We start from the raw sequence: 16,397 nt of genomic DNA, 5'->3' as shown, positions 1-16,397 counted from the left end.
AATAGTTGTGTCTCTATTGCAATTTTCAGGAACGATGATGGAAGAGTTACAAACGCGCCGTCCGGCACAGGCGGCGCAAACGCGCGTGGTGCGTACTGATTTGCGCACGCGCGACCTGGTCAACCAGGCGGTGGCGTCGGTCCCGACGCTCGGCCTGCAGCGCGCGGCCGAATTTCTGGCGGCGATGAACGTACCGGCGGAAATTGCGGTGCGCACGCTCGTGTATCCGCAGCGGCGCCGGCGCAATTGAGATTGGGTTTGCAATCACGCTGCTTTTAAAGCATGCCACGAAAGTCGTGTAACGTAGGGTGGGCACCTGTGCCCACGCGTTACGTGCGTCTCTTGCATACGTGACGCTAATTATTCGCTTCCGTCCATAGGTGCGAACGGTCAGTTTAGCGAAAGTTGGAAGGATGCGTACGTAACGCGTGGGCACGGGTGCCCACCCTACGGTGCATTACGGCCAGCGAGAAATTTTCGCTGCCAATGGCCTGCATAAAAAAGACCTTACTTCTTCGGTTCCTGCGCCTGGATATCGGCCAGCGACTCCAACCCGCGCGGCGTGACATCGAAGCCGCCATCCTCGCGCGGCGCGATGTGCGATTTGCGAACCAGGAACTGCGCCACGTCGCCCGCCACCGTTGCCGCCGGATCTCCTGACAGGCTCGTCAACGCTTCCACGCAGGCGCGCAGGAACAAGACCTGCTGTCCTTTTTCCGTCAAGTCGACCCGGCCATCGCGCGCGTAAGCGATCATCTTCAGGCCAGCCAGGCGCTTGGCATTGCGGCCGACGCAGGCATTGACCCGGTCGGTGCGCGCGCCACGGCGGATGAACTCGAGGGCGTTGTATTCGTCGGTCGTCAGTTTTTCGTTCTTCATTGCGGCTCATTCAGTCTGCTGGGCCGCCATGGTAACCGCGACAGGGCGCCACGGCAACCAACCAAGCCTTGCGAGCGCAGACCCTTAGCGCAGCGTGCGTAGGGCAATCCAGACCAGGCCGGCGCCGATGATGGCGCCCACAGCCAGTACGCCCTGGAAACGGCGCGATGCGAAGCCGGTGCTCCGGCCCAGGTAAATCTTGTTATGCAGCGAGTTGCCCATCTGGTTCTCCGTCGTGTTCAGTCGAAATCGGTGTATGAATATTATAAAAAAACTCACACAAACGGAACGTTCGGCACCGAACATATTTGTAACTTTATGTGTGATTCAGCAAGATCGCCACACTGTCGTATTGCGCGCCCTTGGGATGCGGCGACTGTTAGGATTGTTCCAACATCGCCAATATCGAACACGGAGGAAGCACCATGAATCAATCGCGACAACCAACCGATCCGGCCGCCAAGGGCGGCGCCATCCTGCACGAGGACGACATCGGCAGCGGCGAAAAAACGCCGGCGGAAAAGGAAACCGAAGAGATGATCAAGGAAATTCCGCCACTCAACGGCACCAATGGCAGCGACCAGCCTGCGAAGGATTGAGAGACGTCCACCATCCGCACCAAACGATTACGCCACCCTCGGGTGGCGTAATCGTTTATTGGCTGCTTACCCCGCGCGGATCGGCGGATCGGGAATCAGCGGTTCCTCGACCGGCGCATGCACCGGATCGGGCACGTCGTCGGGCACCGGAATCGTCGGTGGCGGCTGCTCGGGGTCGGGCGTCGAATGGGCACGCAGCGTGTTCGCGCGTTCGCCGCCGTGCGGATCGGTGGTAGTCATCTGCGTCCTTTCTTCATGGGGTCATACAGGCGGACGCCGCGCGTCCGCCGGCATCGATCAGTGATTCTGCTTCTGCTTGGCGCCGCCGCCGGCGCCTTCGCCGGTGCTGGCACGCTCGCGCGACATGTGGTCGTGGCTGCTCTTGTCTTCCTTGCCGGCGCGCTGTTTCGCCAGGTCTTCTTCCGACATCCGATCAGACTGCTTGCTCCCGGTATCGTTCGCTTTCGATTCATTCATGATGATTCTCCCGTGAAGTTGAAAACATTAACGTTCTGCGCAGCCTAGCATGGAAGAACGGAGTCGGTTTTCAATCGTGCGCGGCGCGAAAAGATGCGTATAGTGCATGTTTTCTCCCCTTCCTCCGGCACATGAAACTTCGACTCCTGCTGCTCGCCACTCTCTTTCCGGCCCTGGTGTCGGCTGCCCCCATGAAACTTGCCGACTACATGGCCCTGAACGGCCCCGCCCCCAGCGCACGCGTTGCCTACGGCACGGCGCCGTCGCAATATGCCGAACTGTTCCTGCCGCAGGGCGCCGGCCCCTTCCCGGTCGCGGTGCTGGTGCATGGCGGCTGCTGGACCGAGAAATTCGGCGGCATCGTCCAGCTACGCAACATGGCTGGCGCGCTCGCCGCGCGCGGGATCGCCGTCTGGAACGTCGAATACCGCCGGGTCGACGAAGCAGGCGGCGGCTATCCGGGCATGTACGACGACATGCACGCGGCGCTCGACACCCTGGCCGTGCAGGCGAGCGCGCACCGGCTCGACCTGGCGCGGGTGGTGGCGGTCGGCCATTCGGCCGGCGGCCAGCTGGTGCAGTGGATTGCCGGGCGCGCGCGCATTCCCGCCTCCAGCCCGCTGCACCGCAGCGGCATGCTGCCGGTGCGTGCCGTCGTCAGCCTGGGCGGGCTGGCCGACCTGCGCCGCGAACGCGAACTCATCAAATCGAGCTGCGGGCGCGACACGCCGGAACTGGCCGGCTTGCCGAGCGCCACGCGGCCCGACGTCTACGCCGATACGAATGCGGCCGAGCTGATGCCCAACGGCAGCCATACGATCCTGGTGACGGGCGAGCTGGACACGATTTCGCCGCCGCGCGTGGCCCACGATTACGCGGCGCGGGCGCGCGCGGCGGGCGACGGCGCCGAGGTGGTGATCCTGCCCGGCGCCAGCCATTACGACGAAGTGGCGGCGACCTCGCCCGCGTGGCCGCTGGTGCTGGCGGCAATCGAACGCGCACTGGCGCACACTGGGGATAAAACCGCGATCAAGCCCGCCGCTTCGCCAGCGGCGCGCTGACGACCAGATCGGAGGTCGGCACGGCCACGCAGGGCAACAGGTAATCTTCGCGCTTTTCCTCGATCGACAGGCCCGGCCATTCGACCAGGTAGCGCACGGTGCCCGATGCGAGCCGGCACAGGCAGGTGCGGCAAGTGCCGTTGCGGCAGGAATTGGGCAGGTTGATACCGGCAGCTTCCGCCGCCGTGAGCACAGTGGCGCCGGCTGTGCTCTCCACCTGAAATGTGCTGCCGAGAGGCAGGAGCGTGATGGTATGGTTAGTCGTCATCCTGCGATTCTAGCCGCGAATGTGGAACCGAGCGGCCCCTAAGCGGAGCCTAAGGATGCGCCGATGGCTGGGTTCGTTCGCGCACAGACCGCTGAGTGGCGCGCGCCTACGCTGGGGTTTCCTATCGTAAGTATTGCAGGTGCCATATGAAAAAAATCGTCGCTCCCCTCCTCCTCGCCCTCGTGACCGGCGCCATTCCCTTCACCGCCGCAGCCCAGGCCATGCAGCAAGCCGCGCCACAGCAGGGAGCGCCACAGCCGGCTCCACAGCCCAACCTGCAGCCAGGCATGACGCCGCAGCCGGGCCAGGTGCTCACCCCCGAGGCCGCTGCACAGGAACGCGCCGAATTCGAACGCCTGCTGCGCGCCCAGGTCCTGCTCGACCGCCTGCACTTCTCGCCGGGTGAGATCGACGGCGCCTACGGCTCGAACATGCGCCAGGCCTTGAGCTCGTTCCAGAAGTCGCGCAGCCTGGAAGCCACCGGCAAACTCGACGACGCCACCTGGAACGCCCTGAACGGGGACACGACGCCGACCCTGACCAACTACGTGTTGACCGACGAAGACGTGGCCGGTCCCTTCCAGCCGATTCCGGAAGACATGATGGACAAGGCCAAGCTGTCCAAGCTCGGCTACGCCACCCCGGTCGAAGGCCTGGGCGAAAAATTCCACGCCAGCCCCGACCTGCTCGCGCGCCTGAACCCGGGCAAGAATTTCGCGCGCGCCGGCGAACAGATCGTGGTGCCGAGCGTGCATGGCGGCGCTGCATTGCCGCAGGCTTCGAAGGTCGTCGTCAGCGACAGCCGCAAGGTGCTGATGCTGTTCGACGCGTCCGAACGCCTGATCGCCCAATATCCGGCCTCGACCGGCAGCGAACACGATCCGCTGCCGGTCGGCACCTGGAAAATCGAAGGCGTGCATCCGAACCCGACTTACCACTACAACCCGAAACTGTTCTGGGATGCGCAACCGGGCGACAAGAAAGCGACGATCGCGGCCGGTCCGAATAACCCGGTCGGCGTGGCCTGGATCGACCTGTCCAAGCCGCACTATGGCATCCATGGCACGCCGGTGCCGAAGTTCATCGGCAAGACCGAATCGCACGGTTGCATCCGGTTGACGAACTGGAGCGCCGCCGAAGTGGCCGCTGTCGTGGCCGCCGGCACGCAAGTCGTATTGCAGGAGTAATTTTACTTTTCCGGGAGGTGTGAGTATGAGATGGTTGCTGACGTTTCTGTTCGGCGTCGTGGTTGGCGCCGGCGGTTTGTTCGTCTACCTGCGCGAGATTGCCGACGCGCCGAATCCGATCATCACCGACGGCGGGGCGCTGCCGGCGCCGCCGCGCGAGGTGCCAGCAGGCGGCACCGTGGCCGGCGAACCCCTGGTGCAAACCGACCTGCACGAGGCCAGCCTGCCGATCCGCCCCGCCCCGCAATCGACCACGGCCACCTCGGCCGCGCCGGAACTGAGCGCAGGCGGCAGCATGCCGGCCAAGCTGCTGGTGCCGGTCGAAGGCGTGGCCTATGCCCAGCTGACCGACACCTTCGACCAGCCGCGCGGCCAGGAACGCCATCATGAAGCGCTCGACATCATGGCGCCGAAAGGCACGCCGGTACGGGCGGCGGCCGACGGCAAGGTGGTCAAGCTGTTCGACAGCAAGCCCGGCGGCCTGACCCTGTACCAGTTCGACCCGAGCGAACAGCACGCCTACTATTACGCCCACCTCGACCGCTACGCCGACGGCATCAAGGAGGGCATGCAGCTCAAGCGCGGCGACCTGCTCGGCTATGTCGGCGTGACCGGCAACTCGGACCCGAACGCGCCGCATTTGCACTTCGCCGTCGTCGTGCTGACGCCGGAGAAACAGTGGTGGAAAGGCACGCCGGTCAATCCGTATCCGTTGCTGGGGGATTGAGGAGCACTCTGCGCATGCTCGCGGTGCATGGGTGCGTTGAACGCGTGGGCGGCCTTCACGCTGCCTGGTAGCAGCCTGCAGCGGTGGAGCCGCCCACCTTACTAAATACGTGACGGGATTCAGCGATCCGTCGCTGCCAGCGCCGGCTCGGCCGGCGCTGGTTCGGCCGCCACCGGCTCATCCACATCCGCCCCCACGTTGATCGCCGCATACGCCCGCTGCACGGCCACCGCTTCGCGGCTGGCGGCGCCGTACAGTTCCTGGGCCGCCTCGATCATTTTCGCGCGCGCGTCGGCGTAGTTGGTGCTCGCGGTGAACTTGGTCGTGTTGGCCTTGAACCAGATGCGAAAAGCGGCGTCGAGGCCGATGCCGGTCATGGCTTGCGGCGACTTCACCAGGTATGTGCTGTAGTAGTCACCCGCCGCGTTGGCCTTGGAGCCCTGTGCCAGAAAGTAGAACATCCGGTTGTTCGGACCGCTGCTGTAGTGCACGTCCAGGCGCCGCAGTGCGGTGCTCCAGGCATCGGGGCTGCTGCCGTCCTTGCTGGGGCGGTACATCCAGCGCAGCGGCTGGCCGTCGCGTGCGATCTCGGTGCCCAGCATCCAGTCGTTGCCGCTGGCGGGAATCTTTTCACCGGTGCCGCCGGCGCGCGCATAGGCTTCCACCACTTCCCCGCCGATGTCCGAACTCGATTCGTTCAGGCCGCCCGACTCGCCCGAATACACCAGGTCCGAGGTGGCCGCAGTCACGCCATGGCCCATCTCGTGGCCGATGACGTCGATCGAGCCCAGGCTGGTGAAACTCGAGCCGTCGCCGATGAACATGCAGCGGCAGGTGTCGCTGTAATAGGCGTTGTCGTAGGCGGTGTTGACGTGCACGGCGATATAGGTCGCCGTGTTCTTGCCGTCCAGCGACTGCCAGCCGAGCACGTTCTTCAGCGCGTCATAGGTGTTCATCAAGCCCCACATGGCGTTTACCGCCGCGGTCTGGCCATTCGCATCCGTGGTGCTGCCGCCGCGCACGTACTGCTTGCCGTCGCCCCAGGTATTGCTTGCGTTGGTGTACATGTCGCCGGCCTTGCTGCTGTTGTTGGCGTTGGTGATCGCCATCGCGCCATAGGTGCCGCCGGTACCGCGTTCCGGGTCGAGCATGCGGTAGCTGCCGTCGCTGAACGTGGTGCTGACCGGCACCTCGCCGTTGTACTGGCTTTTCCCCACGCCGACCACGGTCTGCAGCGCGCTCCAGCGGTCGATGATGCGCGCGTCCCTGGCGCTGACGACCGTGTCGTCATAATGCGGATGGTCGCCGCGCTGCATGCGCGTGCGCACCAGGTAGGCCAACTCGTAGCGGTCGACGACTTCCTGCACGTCGAGGGCGTTCAGCTCGCCTTCGAGCTTGTTGACCGCACCCGGCAGCCGCTCCATTTTCATGACCGGGTAGATCAGCAGTTCGGCGGTGGGCGGCACGATGTGGACCGCATCCGGCCCGGTGGCCGACAGCGTGGCGCCGACGGCGGCGTCGATCGCCGCTTTCGGCGGCACCAGCGGCTTGACGTTGAAGTCTTGCGTGGCCGCGCCCAGCCGGTTGGCGGGACCGCGCCCGAGGTGCAGGCGCCGGGTCGCGGCCGATTCGGAGACGATGGCGCCGGCCGCATCGACCACCACCACCGACTCCGAACCGAACACGCGCAAGCCCTTGTAGGTGTGGGCGGCGCGCACCACCTGCGTGCCCGGGATGCCCGGATGCTGCCGGGTGAGCGTGAACCCGTGGTTGTTGTCGAGCCCGCGCGCCATGCGGCCCTGGGCCAGCTTCGTTACCAGGGCGGCGCTGGCGGCGGCGGACTGCGTCGCAGGCGCGCTCATCATGGGTGTCGGCGCGGCCGCGCAGGTGCTTGCAATCAGGATGCCGAGGGATGTGGCCAGCAGGCGAGGTTGAAGCTTCATCACGTCTCCATTCGAAGAAAGTTCCGGGCGGAAATGGGCCGGACATCATCGAAGTGTGGACGAGTATCAAGAAAAGGATTTGCCTAAACGCAAGAAGCCCCGCACGCTGCGCGGGTACGCAACGGCGGGGCTCTGTTCAGGCTGGCGCGGTCCGGCTACGCCTTCCTGATGGGCTTAGTAACGATCGTCGTAGTGGTCGTCGTAGCGATCTTCCTTGCGGTCCTTGAGCAGGAAATAGGCCGCGGCGCCGATGGCGCCGGCAATGGCAACCTTCTTCGCCAGGCCCGCCTTGTTGTGCTGCCATTCCGATTTCAGGCCCATCTCGCCCAGGATGTTCGGTACGTGGCCGTGGGACAGGTCTTCGACGATACCTTCGACCACGTTGATGCGGTCGGCGCCGAGCAGGATCAGCCAGTGGCGGATGTCGTTCTCGGAAAACTTGAAAGCGGCGCGGCGCAGCATCCCCGACAGCCCGGACGGCGGCTGGACCGTGCCGTGCAGCTGGGTGATGCCGGGCCGTTCGTTCGACACCAGTACCTCGACGCGTTGCTCCTGCGGCTGCGGCGTGGCGGCGTCGGCCGGCGTGTAGCGCGGCGGGGTGCGTTCCATCGGCACGGCCGGACGGTTTTTGTGGTCGAGGTCGGCGCCCCAGCCCTTGATGTGGGTCAGCTCTTCGCGCGTGCGGCGGTGCTGCTTCAGCTCGGGCTGGACCGGGTGGTCGTGGCCATGGCTGTGATCGTGGTCGTGATCGTGGTCGTTGTCGTGGCCGATATGGACGGTCATGTCGCGGTTATCCATGCGTGTGCCTCCTTATTTCGAAACGCTGGCCGTGACCGCGCGCACTTCGTGGGCACGCGGCGGGATCAGGATCGGCTTGATGCAGTTATCGAGTTTGCTCGAGAAAATGTGGTACGCATCCGCCACTTCTTCCAGCGGAACGCGGTGCGTGATGATCTGCTTCGGATCGATGTGCCCGGCGCGGATGTGCTCGATCAGGCGCGGCAGATGGCGCTTGACGCTGGCCTGGTTCATACGCATCGTGATGCCCTTGTTCAGCGCATTGCCGATCGGGACCGCATTGAAGGTCGGGCCATACACGCCGACGATCGAGACGTTGCCGCCCTTCCTCACCGAGTTGATGCACCAGTGCAGCACGGTGGCCGCGCCGGCCTGCATTTTCATCAGGCGCCCGGTGACGGTCTGCGCCACGCTGCCGGCAGCATCGCCCCCGACCGCGTCGATGCAGACGTCGGCGCCCAGCCAGTCGGTCATCTTCTTGATGTGCAGCGCCATGTCGCCCACGTCCTTGAAGTTGACCACTTCGCACTGGGCATAGTTCTTCACGAATTCGAGGCGGTAGTCGACTTCGTCGACCACGATCACGCGCCCGGCGCCGAACAGCCAGGCCGATTTGGCGGCAAAGATGCCGACCGGGCCGGCGCCGAACACGACCACGGTATCGCCTTCCTGGATGTCGCCCATTTCCGCGGCCTGGTAGCCGGTCGGCAGCGCGTCGGTCAGCAGCACGGCGTCGTCGTCGACGATGTCGTCCGGGATCTTGATCGGACCGATGTCGGCCATCGGCACGCGCACGTATTCGGCCTGGCCGCCATCGTAGCCGCCCGCCGTGTGCGAGTAGCCGTAGATCGCGCCGACGGCGGTCGCCTGCGCGTTCGTATTGTGGCAATTACCGTAGAGCTCTTTCTGGCAGAAGAAGCAGGAGCCGCAGAAGATGTTGAACGGCACCAGCACGCGGTCGCCCACCTTCAGGGTCTCGACCTGGGAGCCGACTTCTTCGATGATGCCGATGAACTCGTGGCCAAAGGTGTGGCCGACCCGGGTATCCGGCACCATGCCGTGGTACAGGTGCAAGTCGGAGCCGCAGATGCACGAGCGCGTGACGCGGACAATGGCGTCGCCCGGATGCTCGATCACGGGGTCCGACTTGTGGGTCGCGCGGACGCGGTAAGGCCCTCGGTAGTTCATTGCCAGCATAAATTCCTCCTCAAAAGTTTTGCAATGCTCATCGGCCAGACGAAGCCGATGAGCGCGTAGAACCTTAAGTTATGTCAAAACGCCATCAATTACCAGAAGCGCACGAACAGGAATTCGTGTTTTTTAGCGCTTTTTAATCATATGTTCGCAGCAGGAAACCGACAATTCCTGCTGGAAGCAAAAATCACAGCTGGCGCGCCTCGAAGGTATTGCATTGCTTTACGTCGCCGCCGTCGAAGCCGCGCTTGAACCAGCGTACCCGCTGCTCGGAACTGCCATGCGTGAACGAATCCGGCACCACAGTGCCGCGCGCCTGGCGCTGCAGGGCGTCGTCGCCGATGGCGGACGCGGTGGCCAGTGCGCTTTCGATGTCGCCCTGCTCCAGGAAGGCTTCCTTTTGCTGGGTCTTGTTAGCCCAGACGCCGGCGAAGCAGTCCGCCTGCAATTCCAGGCGCACCGACAGCGCATTGCCCTCGGTTTCCGACGCCTGCGCCTGGGCGCGGTGCACCTGGTCCGATACGCCCACCAGCTTTTGCACGTGATGGCCGACTTCGTGCGCGATCACGTACGCCTGGGCGAATTCGCCGCCGACCTTGAAGCGCTCTTCCATCAGGCGGAAGAAGCTGAGGTCGATATACACCTTCTGGTCGGCCGGGCAGTAGAACGGACCGGTAGCCGCGTTGCCGGCGCCGCAGGCGGTCTGCGTACGGCCTTCGAACAGTTGCAGCGTCGGCGCCCGGTAAGTCTCGCCCTGTGCGGCAAAGACCGGCGTCCAGGCGTCTTCGGTATAGGCCAGCACGGTGCGCACGAAACGCGATTCGCGGTCAGTTGCCTGTGGGGCGTTCGGGTCGCGCTGTTGCTGTACCTGCGGCGCCGGACCGCCGCCGCCCAGCATGCCCAGCACCGTGCCAGGATCGACGCCGAACACCAGCGAGGCTACCAGCGCAATTGCCACCGTGCCCAGGCCGATGCCGCGCCCGCCGATATTGAAGCCGCCGCCTCCCCCACCACCGCCGCCACGGTTGTCCTCGACGTTACTGCTCTCGCGGTCTCCTTCCCACTTCATCGCGGCCGCCGCAGGTTGGTCGAATTCGTGCTTGCGCGCGCATCCTTCAGGCGAAATTCCTCGTCCACGGACAGGCCGGCACGGGCGTCGTCGTTGAGGGTGCGTTCATGGCGTTCGCGTTCGACTTCGCGGTCGACGCGCACGTGTTCCTGGTCGGGAAGAAGTGGCTTCATGGTTGTCCTCTGTTTCTTGATTGTCTTGCGTCGGCACCGTTGCCAACTTGAACATGGACGCAGTATGGACGCACCCCGGAAAACGGTATGTTCGGGTATTCACATAAGCGCCCGTCCACCGCTTCCTTATGTACGCCAACGCACGGAAGTGCACGTATCCATACCGCATGCTGGCACGCATGACCACGACCTCCATCGATTCCGACGCCCTGCTCCTGCTCGGGCAGGCCCTGCAGCATGCAGGCTACCAGTTCACCACCATTACGCCGGCAACCCACCGCCGCGTCAACGGCCGTCCGGAGAACGGGTGGGCGCGCGATCTGCGGGGCGTGTTCGGCTGGAGCCGGCCGTTTCGCGCGGACACGCTGCCGGGCGAGATCGTGGCGCTGATGCGGCGCGCGGGCGTGCTGGCCGAACGCAACGGCAAGCTGTGCGCCACCGTGCGCGCATCGACCATCGGCACGCGCCTGTACTTCCACTCGGCCTTTCCGACGCGCGACGAAGACGCGGTCTTCTTCGGCCCGGATACCTACCGCTACGTGGCCGCCCTGAAGCGGGCGATGGAAGACATGACCCCGCCGCGCCGCGCGGTCGACATCGGCGCCGGCGGCGGACCGGGTGCGATCGAGGTGGCGGCGCGCTTTGCGCAGGCGGAGACGGTCGCGGCCGACATCAACGAACGCGCCCTCGCGCTTGCGCGTGTGAACGCGCGCCTGAACGGCACCGCCAACGTGCAGGCGCGCCACAGCGACCTGCTGAAAGACCTGGACGGCGAATTCGACCTGGTACTGTCGAACCCGCCCTTCATCCTCGACCCCGACAAGCTGCGCTACCGCCACGGCGGCGACATGCGCGGCGCCGGCCTCTCGCTGCAGATCGTCGAGGCCGGGCTGGAACGCCTGCGCGCGGGCGGCACGCTGCTGCTGTACACGGGCATCGCCATCGTCGACGGCCGCGACGAGTTCCTGGAAGCGATCCGGCCGCAGCTGGACGCCGCCTGCGCTGACTGGACCTACGAAGAGCTCGATCCCGACATCTTCGGCGGGCAGCTCGATTGCGAGGGGTATGAAGAGGTTGAGCGGATTGCGGCGGTGTGGCTGCGGGCGAGGAAGCGCAACTAAGCGCAACTAAGCGGGCTTGAAGCCTAGTGCTTCGCCAGCGCGTGCAATGCGGGCACGACCTCGTGCAGGCTGGCCGCTTCGCAGCTCGGAATCGCTTGCGAATCATTGCTCAGGCGGTCTGGATTGAACCAGCAGCTGTCGATGCCGAACCGGTTGGCGCCGAGGATGTCGGCGTCGAGCCGGTCGCCGACGATGACGGTTTCCTCCTTGACGAAGCGGCGCGCCATGCGGATGGCGTAGTCGAAAAAGCGGGTGTCGGGCTTGGCGAAGCCGCAGGCTTCCGACGTCGCCACGAACGAGATATGTTCGGCCAGGCCGGATGCGGCTATGCGCCGGTGCTGGATATGGTCGACGCCGTTGGTGATGATGCCGACCTCGCCGGCCGCCGCCAGGGTCTCGCACAGTTCGCGCGCGCCATCGATCAGGACCACCGTTTCGGACAGGGATGCAAGGTAGAGCGCACTGGCCGCCACCGGATCGAGGTCGAGTTCGTTTTGCAGGAAAGTCTGGTGGAAGCGCTCGACCTTCAGCGCATCCTTCGATACCAGGCCTGCTTCGAAACGGCGCCAGAGGGCCAGGTTGATGGCCTGGTATTGGGGAAACAGGCCGTCGATCCCGTCTTGCAGGCCGAGCTGCTGCATCGTGCGCAGGAAGGAGAGCCGTTCGGACGCCTTGAAGTCGAGCAGCGTGTCGTCGAGGTCGAATAGGAAGAGGCGGTGTTTCATGGCGGTTGAACAGGTCTCAAAAAGGCGCAACCGAAAATGAAAAAAGCTCCCAGCGGGAGCTTTTTTCATTTTCTGGCGGAGAGGGTGGGATTCGAACCCACGGTACGATTTAACGTACGCCTGATTTCGAGTCAGGTACATTCGACCACTCTGCCACCTCTCCAGAATCGGTGTTGCGGTCGCTGCAAGGCTGGCATTATAGCGAGCGGTTTGCGGTTGTGCAAGGGAATGATGTCAGAGGCATAAACCGACGGTAGGGTGCGCACTTGTGCGCACGCGGTCGTACCGTTGCGTGCCGCACCGCCTCCACAACCGCGCACTGCGCACTGCGAATAGTGGCTCCCTGCGGGAGCGTGGTAGGCGGGTGGGATTCGCCCACGTGCCGCGGGCCGTCCCCGCGCTTGCAAGCGCGGGTCTTCGAATCCCACACGGGAAGCGCGCAGGCGCTTCCCTCCTCTCCGCCAGCAAATAAAAAAGGCTCCCGAAGGAGCCTTTTTCATTTACTGGCGGAGAGGGTGGGATTCGAACCCACGGTACGATTTAACGTACGCCTGATTTCGAGTCAGGTACATTCGACCACTCTGCCACCTCTCCAGGTAACCGGTCGCTTGTTTGCGAGAGGCCACATTATAGCAGCCGTTCGCGAAAACGGAAGAGCTATTTACGCGGCAGCGCTCAGGCGCTCCAGGCCACCCATGTACGGCCGCAGCACTTCCGGAATCACCACGCTGCCGTCCGCCTGCTGGTAGTTCTCCAGCACCGCCACCAGCGTGCGGCCGACGGCCAGGCCCGAGCCGTTCAGGGTGTGCAGCAGTTCCGGCTTGTTCTGGGCGTTGCGGAAGCGCGCGCCCATACGGCGGGCCTGGAAGGCTTCCATGTTCGACAGCGAGGAAATCTCGCGGTAGGTGTTCTGCGCCGGCAGCCAGACTTCGAGGTCGAAGGTCTTGGCGGCGCCGAAGCCCATGTCGCCGGTGCAGAGCGACATCACGCGGTACGGCAGGCCGAGCGATTGCAGGATGAATTCGGCGTGGCCGACCATCTCGTCGAGTGCCGCGTACGACTGCTCGGGATGCGCGATCTGCACCATCTCGACCTTGTCGAACTGGTGCTGGCGGATCATGCCACGCGTGTCGCGGCCGTAGCTGCCGGCTTCCGAGCGGAAGCATGGCGTGTGCGCGGTCATCTTGAGCGGCAGCTGGTCGAGCGGCACGATCTCGTCGCGCACGACGTTGGTCAGCGTGACTTCCGAGGTCGGGATCAGGTAGAAGGTCTCGCCCTCGCCTTCCACGCCGCCCTTCTTCACCGAGAACAGGTCTTCCTCGAACTTCGGCAGCTGGCCGGTGCCGCGCAGCGAATCGGCGTTGACCATGTACGGCGTGTAGCACTCGAGATAACCGTGCTTGTCGGTGTGGGTGTCGAGCATGTACTGCGCCAGCGCGCGGTGCAGGCGCGCGACACCGCCCTTCATGACCGAGAAGCGCGAACCGGTCAGCTTGGTCGCGGTGTCGAAGTCGAGGCCGAGCTTTGCACCGATGTCGACGTGATCCTTGACTTCGAAATCAAAGGTCGGCGGCGTGCCGACCTTGCGCACCTCGACGTTGCCGGACTCGTCGACGCCGCTTGGCACCGATTCGTGCGGCAGGTTCGGGATCGAGGCCATGAAGTCGGCCATCTTGCGCTGGACGTCGGCAAGCGCCACTTCGTTGGCTTTCAGCTCATCGCCCAGGCCCGCCACTTCCGCCATCACGCCGGCCGTGTCCTCGCCCTTGCCCTTCAACATGCCGATCTGCTTGGACAGCGAATTGCGCTTGCCCTGCAGTTCTTCGGTGCGGGTCTGGAGCGACTTGCGTTCGGCTTCGATCGCATTGAAGCCAGCCACGTCGAGCTGGAATTTGCGCGCGGCCAGGCGCGCGGCGACGGTGTCGATGTCTTTGCGGAGGAGTTGGATATCTATCATTGTCGAGGGTCAGGCCAGCAGTATGTCGAAAACGCAATTGTACCAAGCGGGCAGCAGTTCCCGGACGAATTTGCGCTGCGGGGGAAGCGCGCTTATTGTCACCCAACTCTGGTCACCCAACTCCGTCAGCCTCATTGACTTTCAGTAGAAACTAGTATTGACTGAGACCTGAATGTCGGTGTCAGCAGGAGCGTCCTGTTTGCCAAGCTGAGTCGCCCTAATTGCAAGAAACGGTCAGCTTTGCGCGCCGCCATTACGCAGCGAGGTTCGCATTCACGTAAGGAGAGACAAATGTTTTACGTTGTCCCCGACATGAAACTTATTCCACAGGATAAAGATTGGTCCTGTTGGTATGCCAGTGGCCAAATGCTCATAGACTGGCGCAGGCGGCAAACCCGCAGCACCGAGGCCGCCCATCCCGACCCGTCCCAGGCAGAAAGGTGGGGGAAACTCTATGACAAAGCAAGCGGGCCGGAGGGCGGCATCCGCAATGAAGACATTCTTCAGTTCGCACGGGACCTGGGACTGGAGGCGATCGCTCCCATGAGTCCAACCCCGGCCGGTATCGAAAAGTGGCTGATCAGGTATGGCCCCCTCTGGGTAAACGGCGTCAGCCATATCACAGTTATTGCCGGCATTCGCGATCTAAATATGGATACCGAGGTGCTGGTGTTCGACCCTGCTTTGCCTCATAAAAGACAAGGCGAATGGCGTTCTCTACGGGACTGGTATGTCCTGGATGGTCGCAGCGGAAGAGATTCCAACGAGGCGGTGCAGACGGTGTTCCTGCATTTGCCCTCGACCTCGCAGGGGAATTTTTTGGCGAACATTCTAAGCACAGTCACCAATTAGCGCAGCGCGTGCCCCAGCCCAACTGACATTCATCCCCCGTTGGCCTCCTCATCCAGCTGGCGCAGGAAGGCCAGCTTTTCCGCCACCTTCGCCTCCACCCCGCGCGGCACCGGCTGGTACCAGCGCGGCTCCGGCATGCCTTCGGGCAGGTAGGTTTCGCCGGCGGCATACGCGTTCGGCTCGTCGTGGGCGTAGCGGTATTCGTGGCCGTAGCCGAGCTCTTTCATGAGCTTGGTCGGGGCATTGCGCAGGTGCACCGGTACTTCGCGCGACTTGTCCTTGCGCACAAAGGCCATGGCGGCGTTGAAGGCGTTGTAGCCGGCATTGCTCTTGGCGGCAATCGCCAGGTAGACGACGGCCTGCCCCAGCGCCAGTTCGCCCTCGGGCGAGCCGAGGCGTTCGTAGGTGGTGGCGGCATCGTTGGCGATCTGCAGCGCGCGCGGGTCGGCCAGGCCGATGTCTTCCCAGGCCATGCGCACGATGCGGCGCGACAGGTACTTGGCGTCGGCGCCGCCATCCAACATGCGGCACAGCCAGTACAGGGCCGCGTCCGGATGCGAGCCGCGCACCGACTTGTGCAGGGCCGAGATCTGGTCGTAGAAATTGTCGCCACCCTTGTCGAAGCGGCGCGAATTCAGGGTCAGTGCGTTGTCGACGAATTCGCCGGTGATGGTGGTAATGCCGCTCGTTTCGGCCGAGGTCTTGGTCTGCTCGAGCAGGTTCAGGAAGCGGCGCGCGTCGCCGTCGGCATAGCCGATCAGGGTCGAAATCGCGATCTCGTCGAATTTCAGATGCGCCAGCACGCGCTGCTGGGCGCGCGCCAGCAACTGGCGCATCTCGTCGTCGTTCAGCGCTTTCAGCACGTAGACCTGCGAGCGCGACAGCAGCGCCGAGTTCACTTCGAACGACGGGTTTTCGGTGGTGGCGCCGATCAGCGTCACCAGGCCCGATTCGACAAAAGGCAGCAAGGCATCCTGCTGCGATTTATTGAAACGGTGGATCTCGTCGATGAACAGGATCGTGTGCTTGCCGCGCGCCAGGTACTGTTCGGCCTGCTCGACCGAGGCGCGGATATCCTTCACGCCCGACAGCACGGCCGACAGCGCGATGAATTCGCAATCGAAGGCGTAAGCGGTCAGGCGCGCGAGCGTGGTCTTGCCGACGCCGGGCGGGCCCCACAGGATCATCGAGTGCGGCTTGCCCGATTTGAAGACCAGGTTGAGCGGCTTGCCGGGACCGAGCAGATGGCTCTGGCCGATGACTTCGTCGATGGTGCGCGGGCGCAGCGCTTCGGCCAGCGGCGCGGCGGGTTCGTTGCGGAACAGGTCATCCACGGCGTACTCCGGTGGCGGACGTCAAAACGATTG

Annotated in this window: 20 protein-coding genes and 2 tRNA genes; 7 read left to right on the top strand and 15 right to left on the bottom strand. The window is 64.1% G+C overall.

Features of this window, described 5'->3' with window-relative positions:
• Positions 1-37 precede the first annotated feature (37 nt).
• Positions 38-250 (top strand): hypothetical protein, encoded by a 213-nt coding sequence (locus IFT60_RS19900; protein ID WP_229511013.1) that lies wholly within the window; start codon positions 38-40, stop codon positions 248-250.
• 257 nt (positions 251-507) lie between these two features.
• Here the strand turns inward: IFT60_RS19900 and IFT60_RS19895 are convergent, their stop codons facing one another.
• Positions 508-879 (bottom strand): hypothetical protein, encoded by a 372-nt coding sequence (locus IFT60_RS19895; RefSeq protein WP_192054853.1) that lies wholly within the window; start codon positions 877-879, stop codon positions 508-510.
• A gap of 84 nt (positions 880-963) precedes the next feature.
• Positions 964-1,101, bottom strand: coding sequence for a hypothetical protein (locus IFT60_RS19890; RefSeq protein ID WP_192054851.1), 138 nt, complete (start codon positions 1,099-1,101; stop codon positions 964-966).
• A 203-nt stretch (positions 1,102-1,304) separates the two neighbouring features.
• Here IFT60_RS19890 and IFT60_RS19885 point away from each other — a divergent pair, with 203 nt between their 5' ends.
• On the top strand, positions 1,305-1,478 hold the full coding sequence (locus IFT60_RS19885) for a hypothetical protein (protein ID WP_192054849.1): 174 nt from the start codon (positions 1,305-1,307) through the stop codon (positions 1,476-1,478).
• Positions 1,479-1,544: 66 nt separating this feature from the next.
• Here IFT60_RS19885 and IFT60_RS19880 read toward each other — a convergent pair whose 3' ends face one another.
• Together IFT60_RS19880 and IFT60_RS19875 are read right to left on the bottom strand one after the other, a co-directional pair.
• Entirely contained in the window at positions 1,545-1,718 is a 174-nt protein-coding gene (locus IFT60_RS19880; RefSeq protein WP_192054847.1) for a hypothetical protein, read from the bottom strand.
• Between the two features lie 57 nt (positions 1,719-1,775).
• The gene (locus IFT60_RS19875; protein ID WP_192054845.1) at positions 1,776-1,955 is read right to left on the bottom strand and encodes a hypothetical protein; all 180 of its coding nucleotides are present in this window, start codon (positions 1,953-1,955) and stop codon (positions 1,776-1,778) included.
• Between the two features lie 131 nt (positions 1,956-2,086).
• On the opposite strand from IFT60_RS19875, the gene IFT60_RS19870 reads away from it, so the two are divergent.
• Complete coding sequence (locus IFT60_RS19870; protein ID WP_229511011.1) at positions 2,087-3,016, top strand: alpha/beta hydrolase family protein; 930 nt, start codon at positions 2,087-2,089, stop codon at positions 3,014-3,016.
• Here the strand turns inward: IFT60_RS19870 and IFT60_RS19865 are convergent.
• Positions 2,985-3,284: a 2Fe-2S iron-sulfur cluster-binding protein gene (locus IFT60_RS19865; protein WP_192054843.1), complete on the bottom strand. Its 300-nt coding sequence runs from the start codon at positions 3,282-3,284 to the stop codon at positions 2,985-2,987. The genes IFT60_RS19870 and IFT60_RS19865 overlap by 32 nt on opposite strands.
• A gap of 146 nt (positions 3,285-3,430) precedes the next feature.
• Here IFT60_RS19865 and IFT60_RS19860 point away from each other — a divergent pair, with 146 nt between their 5' ends.
• Positions 3,431-4,471 carry a L,D-transpeptidase family protein gene (locus IFT60_RS19860; protein WP_192054840.1) on the top strand — a complete coding sequence of 347 codons (1,041 nt, stop codon included), beginning with the start codon at positions 3,431-3,433 and terminating at the stop codon, positions 4,469-4,471.
• A gap of 25 nt (positions 4,472-4,496) precedes the next feature.
• Complete coding sequence (locus IFT60_RS19855) at positions 4,497-5,198, top strand: M23 family metallopeptidase (protein ID WP_192054838.1); 702 nt, start codon at positions 4,497-4,499, stop codon at positions 5,196-5,198.
• A 119-nt stretch (positions 5,199-5,317) separates the two neighbouring features.
• On the opposite strand, the gene IFT60_RS19850 is transcribed toward IFT60_RS19855, so the two are convergent.
• From IFT60_RS19850 to IFT60_RS19830, 5 genes are all read right to left on the bottom strand, one after another.
• The gene (locus tag IFT60_RS19850; RefSeq protein ID WP_192054836.1) at positions 5,318-7,141 is read right to left on the bottom strand and encodes a M4 family metallopeptidase; all 1,824 of its coding nucleotides are present in this window, start codon (positions 7,139-7,141) and stop codon (positions 5,318-5,320) included.
• Between the two features lie 174 nt (positions 7,142-7,315).
• Positions 7,316-7,939, bottom strand: coding sequence for a hypothetical protein (locus IFT60_RS19845; RefSeq protein WP_229511009.1), 624 nt, complete (start codon positions 7,937-7,939; stop codon positions 7,316-7,318).
• A gap of 12 nt (positions 7,940-7,951) precedes the next feature.
• Positions 7,952-9,136 (bottom strand): zinc-dependent alcohol dehydrogenase, encoded by a 1,185-nt coding sequence (locus tag IFT60_RS19840; RefSeq protein ID WP_192054817.1) that lies wholly within the window; start codon positions 9,134-9,136, stop codon positions 7,952-7,954.
• Between the two features lie 184 nt (positions 9,137-9,320).
• Entirely contained in the window at positions 9,321-10,202 is an 882-nt protein-coding gene (ypfJ, locus tag IFT60_RS19835; RefSeq protein ID WP_192054814.1) for a KPN_02809 family neutral zinc metallopeptidase, read from the bottom strand.
• On the bottom strand, positions 10,199-10,375 hold the full coding sequence (locus tag IFT60_RS19830; RefSeq protein WP_192054812.1) for a hypothetical protein: 177 nt from the start codon (positions 10,373-10,375) through the stop codon (positions 10,199-10,201). Before IFT60_RS19830 ends, ypfJ begins: the two co-directional genes overlap by 4 nt.
• Positions 10,376-10,554: 179 nt before the next feature.
• On the opposite strand from IFT60_RS19830, the gene IFT60_RS19825 reads away from it, so the two are divergent.
• Positions 10,555-11,496 (top strand): methyltransferase, encoded by a 942-nt coding sequence (locus IFT60_RS19825; protein WP_192054810.1) that lies wholly within the window; start codon positions 10,555-10,557, stop codon positions 11,494-11,496.
• Positions 11,497-11,519: 23 nt separating this feature from the next.
• On the opposite strand, the gene IFT60_RS19820 is transcribed toward IFT60_RS19825, so the two are convergent.
• The 4 genes from IFT60_RS19820 to serS all read right to left on the bottom strand — a co-directional run bounded on the left by IFT60_RS19820 (position 11,520) and on the right by serS (position 14,178).
• A complete protein-coding gene (locus IFT60_RS19820) occupies positions 11,520-12,221 on the bottom strand; it encodes a YjjG family noncanonical pyrimidine nucleotidase (protein WP_192054807.1) in 702 nt (233 codons plus the stop codon).
• Positions 12,222-12,294: 73 nt separating this feature from the next.
• Positions 12,295-12,384: transfer RNA gene (locus tag IFT60_RS19815), tRNA-Ser, on the bottom strand.
• A gap of 341 nt (positions 12,385-12,725) precedes the next feature.
• A tRNA-Ser gene (locus IFT60_RS19810) sits at positions 12,726-12,815 on the bottom strand.
• Between the two features lie 67 nt (positions 12,816-12,882).
• The gene (serS, locus tag IFT60_RS19805; RefSeq protein ID WP_192054805.1) at positions 12,883-14,178 is read right to left on the bottom strand and encodes a serine--tRNA ligase; all 1,296 of its coding nucleotides are present in this window, start codon (positions 14,176-14,178) and stop codon (positions 12,883-12,885) included.
• Between the two features lie 291 nt (positions 14,179-14,469).
• Here serS and IFT60_RS19800 point away from each other — a divergent pair, with 291 nt between their 5' ends.
• Positions 14,470-15,030 carry a papain-like cysteine protease family protein gene (locus tag IFT60_RS19800; RefSeq protein ID WP_192054803.1) on the top strand — a complete coding sequence of 187 codons (561 nt, stop codon included), beginning with the start codon at positions 14,470-14,472 and terminating at the stop codon, positions 15,028-15,030.
• A 29-nt stretch (positions 15,031-15,059) separates the two neighbouring features.
• On the opposite strand, the gene IFT60_RS19795 is transcribed toward IFT60_RS19800, so the two are convergent.
• Positions 15,060-16,364: a replication-associated recombination protein A gene (locus tag IFT60_RS19795; RefSeq protein ID WP_192054801.1), complete on the bottom strand. Its 1,305-nt coding sequence runs from the start codon at positions 16,362-16,364 to the stop codon at positions 15,060-15,062.
• Between the last annotated feature and the right edge of the window lie 33 nt (positions 16,365-16,397).

It is taken from the genome of Massilia sp. CFBP 13721 (assembly GCF_014842025.1).
In the GTDB taxonomy this organism is placed as follows: Bacteria; Pseudomonadota; Gammaproteobacteria; order Burkholderiales; family Burkholderiaceae_D; genus Telluria.
Note: the sequence above shows the minus strand (reverse complement) of the source record. Positions and strands in the feature narration are given on the sequence as shown.

Bases quoted from the DNA above. Each gene is read 5' to 3' on its own strand.
- IFT60_RS19875 (WP_192054845.1), bottom strand. From the start codon at position 1,955: ATGAATGAATCGAAAGCGAACGATACCGGGAGCAAGCAGTCTGATCGG.
- IFT60_RS19820 (WP_192054807.1), bottom strand. From the start codon at position 12,221: ATGAAACACCGCCTCTTCCTATTCGACCTCGACGACACGCTGCTCGAC.
- IFT60_RS19830 (WP_192054812.1), bottom strand. From the start codon at position 10,375: ATGAAGCCACTTCTTCCCGACCAGGAACACGTGCGCGTCGACCGCGAA.
- IFT60_RS19900 (WP_229511013.1), top strand. From the start codon at position 38: ATGGAAGAGTTACAAACGCGCCGTCCGGCACAGGCGGCGCAAACGCGC.
- IFT60_RS19860 (WP_192054840.1), top strand. From the start codon at position 3,431: ATGAAAAAAATCGTCGCTCCCCTCCTCCTCGCCCTCGTGACCGGCGCC.
- ypfJ (WP_192054814.1), bottom strand. From the start codon at position 10,202: ATGAAGTGGGAAGGAGACCGCGAGAGCAGTAACGTCGAGGACAACCGT.
- IFT60_RS19870 (WP_229511011.1), top strand. From the start codon at position 2,087: ATGAAACTTCGACTCCTGCTGCTCGCCACTCTCTTTCCGGCCCTGGTG.
- IFT60_RS19845 (WP_229511009.1), bottom strand. From the start codon at position 7,939: ATGGATAACCGCGACATGACCGTCCATATCGGCCACGACAACGACCAC.
- IFT60_RS19880 (WP_192054847.1), bottom strand. From the start codon at position 1,718: ATGACTACCACCGATCCGCACGGCGGCGAACGCGCGAACACGCTGCGT.
- IFT60_RS19855 (WP_192054838.1), top strand. From the start codon at position 4,497: ATGAGATGGTTGCTGACGTTTCTGTTCGGCGTCGTGGTTGGCGCCGGC.
- IFT60_RS19895 (WP_192054853.1), bottom strand. From the start codon at position 879: ATGAAGAACGAAAAACTGACGACCGACGAATACAACGCCCTCGAGTTC.
- IFT60_RS19800 (WP_192054803.1), top strand. From the start codon at position 14,470: ATGTTTTACGTTGTCCCCGACATGAAACTTATTCCACAGGATAAAGAT.
- IFT60_RS19840 (WP_192054817.1), bottom strand. From the start codon at position 9,136: ATGCTGGCAATGAACTACCGAGGGCCTTACCGCGTCCGCGCGACCCAC.
- IFT60_RS19890 (WP_192054851.1), bottom strand. From the start codon at position 1,101: ATGGGCAACTCGCTGCATAACAAGATTTACCTGGGCCGGAGCACCGGC.
- serS (WP_192054805.1), bottom strand. From the start codon at position 14,178: ATGATAGATATCCAACTCCTCCGCAAAGACATCGACACCGTCGCCGCG.
- IFT60_RS19865 (WP_192054843.1), bottom strand. From the start codon at position 3,284: ATGACGACTAACCATACCATCACGCTCCTGCCTCTCGGCAGCACATTT.
- IFT60_RS19825 (WP_192054810.1), top strand. From the start codon at position 10,555: ATGACCACGACCTCCATCGATTCCGACGCCCTGCTCCTGCTCGGGCAG.
- IFT60_RS19885 (WP_192054849.1), top strand. From the start codon at position 1,305: ATGAATCAATCGCGACAACCAACCGATCCGGCCGCCAAGGGCGGCGCC.
- IFT60_RS19850 (WP_192054836.1), bottom strand. From the start codon at position 7,141: ATGAAGCTTCAACCTCGCCTGCTGGCCACATCCCTCGGCATCCTGATT.